This is a genomic window from Pedobacter sp. 05L430, assembly GCF_056397585.1.
The window spans coordinates 1-8,588 of sequence record NZ_JBFTNT010000184.1; the positions used below are offsets into that span (position 1 = coordinate 1).

9 protein-coding genes and 1 pseudogene are annotated in these 8,588 nt (G+C 40.7%); 4 read left to right on the top strand and 6 right to left on the bottom strand.

Annotation, left to right across the window (positions count from 1 at the left end):
• The first annotated feature begins 28 nt into the window (after positions 1-28).
• On the top strand, positions 29-595 hold the full coding sequence (locus tag AC1DG9_RS18985; protein ID WP_172663261.1) for a helix-turn-helix domain-containing protein: 567 nt from the start codon (positions 29-31) through the stop codon (positions 593-595).
• Positions 596-764: 169 nt separating this feature from the next.
• Here AC1DG9_RS18985 and AC1DG9_RS18990 read toward each other — a convergent pair whose 3' ends face one another.
• From AC1DG9_RS18990 to AC1DG9_RS19005, 4 genes are all read right to left on the bottom strand, one after another.
• A complete protein-coding gene (locus AC1DG9_RS18990; RefSeq protein WP_288884293.1) occupies positions 765-1,229 on the bottom strand; it encodes a hypothetical protein in 465 nt (154 codons plus the stop codon).
• 11 nt (positions 1,230-1,240) lie between these two features.
• Complete coding sequence (mgtA, locus tag AC1DG9_RS18995) at positions 1,241-3,862, bottom strand: magnesium-translocating P-type ATPase (RefSeq protein ID WP_288884292.1); 2,622 nt, start codon at positions 3,860-3,862, stop codon at positions 1,241-1,243.
• A gap of 124 nt (positions 3,863-3,986) precedes the next feature.
• Complete coding sequence (locus AC1DG9_RS19000; protein ID WP_337714860.1) at positions 3,987-5,354, bottom strand: sensor histidine kinase; 1,368 nt, start codon at positions 5,352-5,354, stop codon at positions 3,987-3,989.
• Between the two features lie 8 nt (positions 5,355-5,362).
• Complete coding sequence (locus tag AC1DG9_RS19005; RefSeq protein WP_172663257.1) at positions 5,363-6,043, bottom strand: response regulator transcription factor; 681 nt, start codon at positions 6,041-6,043, stop codon at positions 5,363-5,365.
• Between the two features lie 144 nt (positions 6,044-6,187).
• On the opposite strand from AC1DG9_RS19005, the gene AC1DG9_RS19010 reads away from it, so the two are divergent.
• The 3 genes and pseudogenes from AC1DG9_RS19010 to AC1DG9_RS19020 all read left to right on the top strand — a co-directional run bounded on the left by AC1DG9_RS19010 (position 6,188) and on the right by AC1DG9_RS19020 (position 6,614).
• Positions 6,188-6,316, top strand: a complete 129-nt coding sequence (locus AC1DG9_RS19010; RefSeq protein ID WP_477635040.1) for a hypothetical protein — start codon at positions 6,188-6,190, stop codon at positions 6,314-6,316.
• A gap of 17 nt (positions 6,317-6,333) precedes the next feature.
• Positions 6,334-6,447, top strand: a pseudogene (locus AC1DG9_RS19015) (hypothetical protein); the annotation flags it as partial.
• Complete coding sequence (locus AC1DG9_RS19020) at positions 6,444-6,614, top strand: sigma factor-like helix-turn-helix DNA-binding protein (protein ID WP_337714856.1); 171 nt, start codon at positions 6,444-6,446, stop codon at positions 6,612-6,614. The pseudogene AC1DG9_RS19015 and the gene AC1DG9_RS19020, both read left to right, overlap by 4 nt.
• Before the next feature lie 15 nt (positions 6,615-6,629).
• Here AC1DG9_RS19020 and AC1DG9_RS19025 read toward each other — a convergent pair whose 3' ends face one another.
• Positions 6,630-7,796: a chromate transporter gene (locus tag AC1DG9_RS19025; RefSeq protein WP_288884203.1), complete on the bottom strand. Its 1,167-nt coding sequence runs from the start codon at positions 7,794-7,796 to the stop codon at positions 6,630-6,632.
• A gap of 7 nt (positions 7,797-7,803) precedes the next feature.
• Entirely contained in the window at positions 7,804-8,328 is a 525-nt protein-coding gene (locus tag AC1DG9_RS19030) for a hypothetical protein (protein WP_477635041.1), read from the bottom strand.
• Between the last annotated feature and the right edge of the window lie 260 nt (positions 8,329-8,588).

The window sequence follows — 8,588 nt, forward strand, 5'->3', positions numbered from 1 at the left end:
GAAGAAGTATGATACTAGCTGATTAGATATGACTTTATATGTAAAAAATATGGTTTGCGACCGCTGTATTATGATCGTTAATGAGCGGTTGCAGAATCTTGGTTTTTCGGTTAAACAAATAACCTTAGGTAAAGTAGAAGTTGCTCCGGATCCCAATCAGGAACAATTGAAAGATATTGCTTTCGAATTTCAGGCTTTAGGTTTTGAACTTATTGAAAAGGAAAAAAACCAGTTGGTAGAGCAGATTAAGAACGAAGTAATCAATTTAGTTCACTATTCAGATCTGGGCGAGATTAATCAAAGTCTGATGCATCTGGTAGCCGATAAATTAAATAAAGACTATAATTACCTGAGTAGATTGTTTTCAGAATCAGAGGGATTAACCATCGAGAAATACATCATCCAGCAAAAAGTAGAAAAAGTAAAAGAACTGTTAGAGTACGGCGAATTGAACCTGAATGAAATATCCTTTAAAATGGGATATAGCAGCAGCGCCCACTTGTCGGCACAGTTTAAGTCATTAACAGGACTTTCTCCGAGCAAATACAAAGCTTCAGCCGTTAAAAACAGAAAACCCCTTGATAAATTGAACTAATAGCTGAGCACTTGCTTAGCTATTGCTCTCGTGATTGGTTCGCAGTTACGTTGCATCATCTTCGGGGTTGGTTCGGTTGTAACCGAACGAACCCCGAAGATGATCCTGAGCAATTGTTAAGCAATTGCGAAAGCAATAGCTCCCGGTGTGTACATAAATGCGTTAGGAATTAATTTAGTGTAATCCCAAACAGGATCCCTATCCAGGGCTTGCCTTGATATATCCAGTTTGCCCTGTTTTTATCAGTTAGCATGTCGATGCCCAAGGCAAGGCCTATATTGATTTTCTTATTGTCGTATATTCCGGCAATGCCGTTACTTAAGGCAAGCCCATCATATTCGTAATCAATCTTATCTTCCATAACATGAGGATTTACAGTTATGGCACTAAGACCGCTGAAAGCACCGTAACTAAACCCATTCTTTGCGCCTTCTTTTCTACTGCCAAGGTACAAGGCCGCACTAAAATTTGTATTTAACTGCTCCGGAACACCTTTAACCGAAGGCCTGATTTTACAAGGAACAGAAATAATATTTGTTGTTAAACCACCATTGGTTTCTAAAGATTTACAAGCGTATAAACTTACACTTATGATGCAACCGAGTGTGTAATTTAATTTGTTTTTTGTTTTCATCTCTTTTCGAATTATAGCCACTGATTGAATTTTTTAATGAACCAAACTTTTACCAATTGGGTAAGCAGACAATAACTTATCAGTATTCCAATAAGCCATGGGAAATAACTTAATGGCAGTGCCTGCATTTTTAAACTTTCGGCAAGTGGCGAAAATGGAATGCATATGCCAATAACCATTACCAATGATGTAAGTGCTGTTACAGGAGCCGTTGCCCAGCTTTGTATAAAAGGTATTTTTCTTGTCCTGATCATGTGAACAATCAGTGTTTGCGATAACAATCCTTCTATAAACCAGCCGCTTTGAAACAGCGTTTGCTTTTCAATGGTGTTTGCTGAAAAAACATAATACATAACCGCGAAGGTTGCATAATCAAAAATCGAACTAATAGGGCCTATAAAAATCATGAATTTGCTAATCCCCCTGGCACTCCATTTTTGAGGTTTTTCAATAAATTCTTTGTCCATACTGTCCCACGGAATAGAAATCTGAGAAACATCATATAGCAGGTTTTGTACCAGCAGATGGATAGGTAGCATGGGTAGGAAAGGGAGCAATGCACTGGCACCCAATACGCTAAACATATTGCCGAAATTGCTGCTGGCAGTCATTTTTATATATTTAATGATGTTGCCAAAAGTGCGGCGACCATAAATTACGCCTTGTCTTAAAACCATCAGATCTTTCTCCAATAAAATGATATCGGCACTTTCTTTAGCAATATCTACTGCTGTATCAACAGATATTCCAACATCCGCATTGCGAAGAGCAGGCGCGTCGTTAATCCCATCGCCCATAAAACCTACGGTATGGCCTTTAAACTGTAGTAATTTTACAATGCGTGATTTTTGCATTGGACTAAGCTTGGCCATAATGCTGATGTCATCAATTTGATTGATGATTTCCTCATCGCTCATGATTTCGATCTGATTGCCCAGCAGGATACTGTTTATCGGTATACCCACGTCGCGGCATATTTTTTTGGTTACAATTTCATTATCGCCTGTTAGTACTCTAATGTTTACACCTAGTTTTTGAAGCGCTGCTATTGATGGCTTGGCCGATGGTTTTGCCGGATCCAGGAAGCCTATAAAACCGGTTAAAACCATATTGCATTCATCGGCAACGGCGTAGTTGAGCGGGCGTGGTTCGTATTCTTTAATGGCAACCAGTAACACCCTTAACCCTTCTTCGTTTAACTTTCTGGAGGTGTCTATTATAGCCTGTCTCATTTTTTGATCCATTGGAACAATGGCATCGTTCTCTATGTGAAGCTGCTTGTCTTCGCCGGGGTCAAAGGCATGGCTGCACAGGTCCAGCATTTCTTCTACGGCTCCTTTGCAAATCAGTAAGTGTTTGCCGGTATCTGTACCGAGTATAACGCTTAGCCTTCTGCGGTTAAAATCGAAAGGTATTTCATCAATCTTTTGATAGTTATCTGTTTTAATGAAATCTTTTAATTCTGCATGTTCCAGAATGGCAATATCAAGCAGGTTTTTTAATCCGGTTTGATGATAGCTGTTCAAATAGGCCCATTTTAGCACCTCGTCGTCGTCTTTTCCAAATACGTTAAGATGACGCTCCAGTATAATTTTGTCCATTGTAAGGGTGCCTGTTTTGTCGGTGCACAGCACATCCATAGCGCCTATGTTTTGTATGGCATTAAGTCGTTTTACAATTACTTTACGCTTGCTCATGTTTATTGCACCTTTTGCAAGGTTGGCAGTAACAATCATTGGAAGCATTTCCGGGGTAAGGCCAACAGCTACAGAAATCCCGAACAGAAGCGCTTGCATCCAGTCGCCCTTAGTTAAACCGTTGATAAAGAATACCAGCGGAACCATAATGAACATAAAACGGATAAGCAGCCAGCTCACTTTGTTTACGCCTTTATCGAAACTGGTTTGGGTGCGTGTGCCCAGAATTGCTTTGCCTATAGATCCAAAATAGGTTAGGTTGCCGGTGTTTACAACAATAGCCTTTGCTGTACCGCTTACCACGTTGGTGCCCATAAAACAAATATTTTCGAAGTCGAGGGTTGATCTGTTGTCCGTGGTTTTAAGCGGATTGCTGCTTTTTTCTACAGGTAAGGATTCACCGGTTAATATGGACTGGCTGATAAACAGGTCTTTAGATTGTATGATCCTGCAGTCAGCGGGGATCATGTCTCCGGCGCTTATAAAAACAATATCTCCCGGAACCAGGTCTTTAATATCTGTTTCTGTTTTTCCGCTGGGCTGTCTTAAAACTGTTGCAGTGGTTTTAACCATGCTTTTTAGCTGGTTAGCGGCTTTATTGCTGCGGTATTCCTGTGTAAACCTGAGCAGAGAGCTGAGCATCACCATAATGCTTACCACGATTACAGTTTTATACTCTTCCTGACCCGGATCGGCCAGAATTACATCCATTATTAATGAAATTATAGCAAGTACAATTAAAATTCCAATAAAGGGGTTTAAAAACGCATGAAAGAGCTGTTTATACCATAATGGCGGCTTTTCATGCTCTATCTCATTTAACCCAAACTGGCGTTGTCTGGCACTGATGTTTGAGGCTTGAAGTCCGTTTTCATTGCTGTCCAGGATTTGAAGGTACTGGCTTGTGTCTTTTACGGCGATCTCATGTAATGTCATGGCATAATAGTTTAAGATTACTACTTATTTCTAATGTGCCGCAAAAGTATTGAGAGCTCTTGGGAGGGAAGGTTAGAGTAGTTTTAGAATGTTATTAGAAAACCATTAGAATTTTAATGGTTGCTTAGGCATGCTTCAATTCGATGGTAAATACGCTGCCCTGGTTCAGTTCAGAAATTACAGTTATTGTACCCTGGTGAAGGTTTATGATCTTTTTTGTAAGAGATAGTCCAATTCCGTTTCCGGCTGCATATTCCTGATTCTGACCCCGATAAAATGGTTCAAATATTCTTGAAACTGTATCGGCAGAGATGCCTGTTCCATTGTCCTGAAATCTTAATATGGTATGATCCATGTGGTAGGTTATGGCAATGGTACATTCGTGTTGCGCAGAGAATTTACAGCCATTTTCTATCAGGTTCATAAAGGCCACTTTAAGCAGGTATTCGTTTCCTTTTACGGAAATGGAATCGTCGTTTTCTATTTCTTTTTCGAATATGATGTTTACCTTATAGTCGGGGTAGGTGTGCAATACATCGTTTCTGGCATCCAGAAGAACTTCATCGAGACGGAGTTTTTTAAATGTAATTTCGGTATGGTCGTAGTTTGCCTTAGCCATGTCTAGCAGGCTGTTGGATAGGCGCACTACTTTTTGCGCATCGCTGATTGCATGCTGTATTGATTCTTTATACTCAGCATTTTGGCGTTCTTTACCTAAAGTAAGCTGAAGCTCGGCAAGCATTGCTGTTAGCGGGGTGCGCAGTTCATGGGAAATATTGGATACGAACTCCTTTTGGGCATCGAAAGACTTCTCTAAGCGGTTTAACATTGCATTAAAGGTAACGGCCAGTTCGGCAATTTCATCTTTGCCGCCGCCCTCGTTAATGCGAAGATCGAGATTGGTAGCCGTTATTTCTTCCACCTCATCTACCATATCAGAAACAGGTTTTAACGCCCTGCTGGCTAAGTACTGCCCGGCTAAGTAAATGAGGATTATACTGATGAAAAAGGCTACAATTAATGTGTATTTCAGGTTTGTTAGTTTGGCGTAACCATACTGATCGGTTGCTGCTGCGGTAATTACGTAATTGCCATTTTTATGCTGGTACAATAGGCCAATTACCTGCATTTTTCCCTGATAGAACTGTATTTGTTTTTCGGCTATGATCTTGTGGATCATATTTGAGTTTTCTTTTACCTTGTCTATATCAACAGCATCATGATAAAGAAGGTGAAATGAGGTATCGTATATGGCCACCTCTTCCTGAAACAATACATTTTGTGAGTTTCTGTAGATGAGTTGAAGAACCGATGGCTCTACTTTGGCATCGAGCAGCAGGTTAGCCTTTGTAATGGCAATTTTGTGCAGTTCCTTGTAATACTCGTCTTCTCTGTTTTGGCTGTAGGATAGGTATACTGCCATTGCAAAAACAAACAGCAGGGTTGCTATTATTGCGGTGAAGAGGAGACTTAGTTTATTACGGATTTTCATCAGCGTGGTTATTCTGATTTAAATATAAAGCCTAATCCAGGTTTGGTGTGTATCAGTTTATTGGGGTAATCTCGGTCTATTTTCTTTCTGAGGTAGTTGATGTAAACATCAATAAAATTTGTGCCTGTATCGAAATGAGTGTTCCAAACTTTGTCGGCTATTTCTGCTCTGGATAACACTCTTTCTGCGTTTTGCATCATGTATTCGAGCAATTTTAGCTCTTTTGGGGTAAGCGCAATCTCGGTTCCGGATCTTGTTACAGTCATTGTCTGGTTGTTTAATTCCAGGTCGGCATATTTTAATAAAGTGCTTTGTTTTGCCAGGCTGTTGTTGTTCCTTTTAAGCAGCGCACGAATGCGTACATGAAGTTCTCGGAGCTCAAACGGTTTTACCAGATAATCGTCGGCACCGGCATCAAATCCGTCAACCTTATCGTCGGTAGTGCCTAAAGCGGTTAACATTATTATTGGAAGATGGGGGTGGGCAGCTCTTATTTCCTTACAGAGATCGAGTCCGTTTATTTTGGGAAGGATGATGTCCATGATAATGAGGTCGTAGGTTTTAGATAGGGCTAGTTTTTTTCCCATCTCACCATCAAATGCGAGGGTAACTTTAAAATCCTGCTCTTCTAGCCCTCTTTTAATCAGGCTGGCAACTCTTGGTTCATCTTCTACAATCAGTATTTCCATAATAAATAGCATGGTAAAGGTAAATGAATTTTAGAATATGTGATTGAAGTGCGAAAAAATATTGCTTCTGTATAGTGGTGATTATTAAAATATTACACAAATTTGTTACTAAGGGTTAACAATTTGTAAAGGTATAATTAACAAATGRCAGGCTACAGAACGCTTTCGGATCAGGAGCTAACCGGACTTTTAAAGAATGGAGATCAGACCGCTTATGCCATGATCTATCAGCGGTATTACCGCTTGTKGTACATTCTGCACTTAAGAAATTAAATGACGAGGAAGAAGCAAAAGATATCATTCAGGAGTTTTTTACAACCTTATGGACTAAACGAGAAACCATATTACAGGATACCAATTTCGCTGCCTTTTTATATACATCGGTACGGTGCCTCCTAAAATGAGGGAAGTTTTTCTGCTGAGCAGGGAAGAGAACTTATCACATAAGGAAATTGCAGAGCAACTGGGGATTTCGGAACAAACTGTTTCAAAGCAGATCTCTAATGCGCTTAAAGTTCTGAGGTACAAAATGGGTGCATCGGTGTTTGTGTTCTTCCTATTTCATATTTAGGTCTTTTGCGGGGCTTTACAAGACTTTTATAGCCACACCAATTATTGCCGCAAGTAGTATTAACTGGGGTTCTTTGATCTGCTTGATATAAATTAAAGCAAGAGCAGAAAATAGAGCAATGGTAGCAGTTGGTATATCTATAATTGCACGTGTAGCTATAATGATCACTGCACCTACCAGTGCGCCAATTACAGCACCCGTGATGCCATCAACAAAAGCCTTTATACTGGGATTTTTTGCAATCCTTTTAAAAGAAGGAGCCAGGGCAACGGTAAAAAGGTAACAAGGCAAAAAAGTAGCCAATGCCGCCACACAAGCGCCAGGAAAACCCGCTGCCAGATAGCCGATAAAGGCAACTGTAATGACTACGGGACCGGGACTAATCATTGCTACAGCCACAGCATCCAAAAACTCCTGCTCATTAAGCCATCCAAATTCCTGAACTACGCCGCTATGTAAAAAAGGAACAATTGCCAGTCCGCTGCCAAATACAAACGCACCGGCTTTTAAGAAAAACCAGCCAATCTGCTGCAGTGTTTTACCCTCATATTGCCAGAAACCAACGCTCAGTAAAATCAGGGAAGGAGCTGAGGCTGGTCGTTTAATCCATTGCGGTGGCGCTTTAACCAACATGTAAACCACACCGCAGATGATAAAAAATAAAATATCTTCTCTCTTGATGATCACAGTAATGATCACACCGGACAGGTAAAATACCCAAAGCAGCCAATTTGATTTAACAGCTTCGAGGTTTGGTTTACTTACAGATTTAATGGTCAGTTTATAAGCGCTAACCGTGATAATTCCAATTACCGAGGCGCTTACCCCATAAAATACGGCTTGCATGCCGGGTAAACCGCTATAGAGCTTATAAGCAACACCCAATATAACCACCATAATAAAGGAAGGGATTACGAAAGCAAGTCCTGCTAATGTTGCGCCCAGTAATCCGTAATGAACAAAACCCATGTAGATACCCAGCTGCGCGGCCAAAGGCCCAGGTGCCAGCTGAGCGAGTGCAAGACCTTCTTTGTATTCCTCCTCAGAGATCCATTTTTTTTGCTCAACCAGATCCCGCTGCATGTAGCCAACTAGTGCAACTGGTCCGCCGAAACCCCAGGTGCCAAGCTTTAAAAAGTAGACGACCAGGTCGGTTAATTTATATGTTGCGTTGTTTTTCATGTCCTTGTTAAAATGCGATCCCAAACTGAAAGCCTACGCCGTAAGACGAAGATTGATCGTTACCAAAACGTRCAGGAAGGGGAATGGCTACAAAGTAACTGCTGCCTTTGTTTTTCTTTACAACTTTGTTGAATACTGGGGTAAGGCCATATCGGCCTGAAGTTTCAAAAGCGAGTCGACCGGCAAAAGTAAATCCATTGCCCAGGGCAACTAAGATGCCTGGGTGAAACAGCACATTGTTGACCTTGCTGCTTGCGCTTGTGGCCTTTATAAGCGGCACTATTTCGCTGGAAAAACCGATTTTAGCGCTTTTCCAAATGTTGATGCCTATGGGCAAGCCAACTATATAACTGTCTTTGAAGTTGGTATGGGTGCCATCGGAACTGAAGGATACAATAGGATGAACAATGCCTACATAACCAGCTAATTTTGGATAAGTTGGTTGCGGGTTTTGAGCTGAAGTGGTTGTAGAAATAAACAGGCTGCAGATACAGCATATTGCGAAACGTATTTTGTTGATTTGAATTTGCATGAACAATGGTACTGCATCGCGAAAAATTAAAATAGAACAGATTTAACTGTTGGTACAGAATTTACTATTTGTGGCATGTTATTAGCAATACAGACTAAAAATGAATATGAAAAAGATATATTTTGTATTGACTATTTGCAGTATGATGTTTTTAATGTCGTGCTATACGCAAAGAACCGCAGGAAATAGTGGTAAAGTACCTCCGGGGCAAGCGAAAAAACGTACGGGATCGAAATCTGCAAAACCATACGCACCTGGTC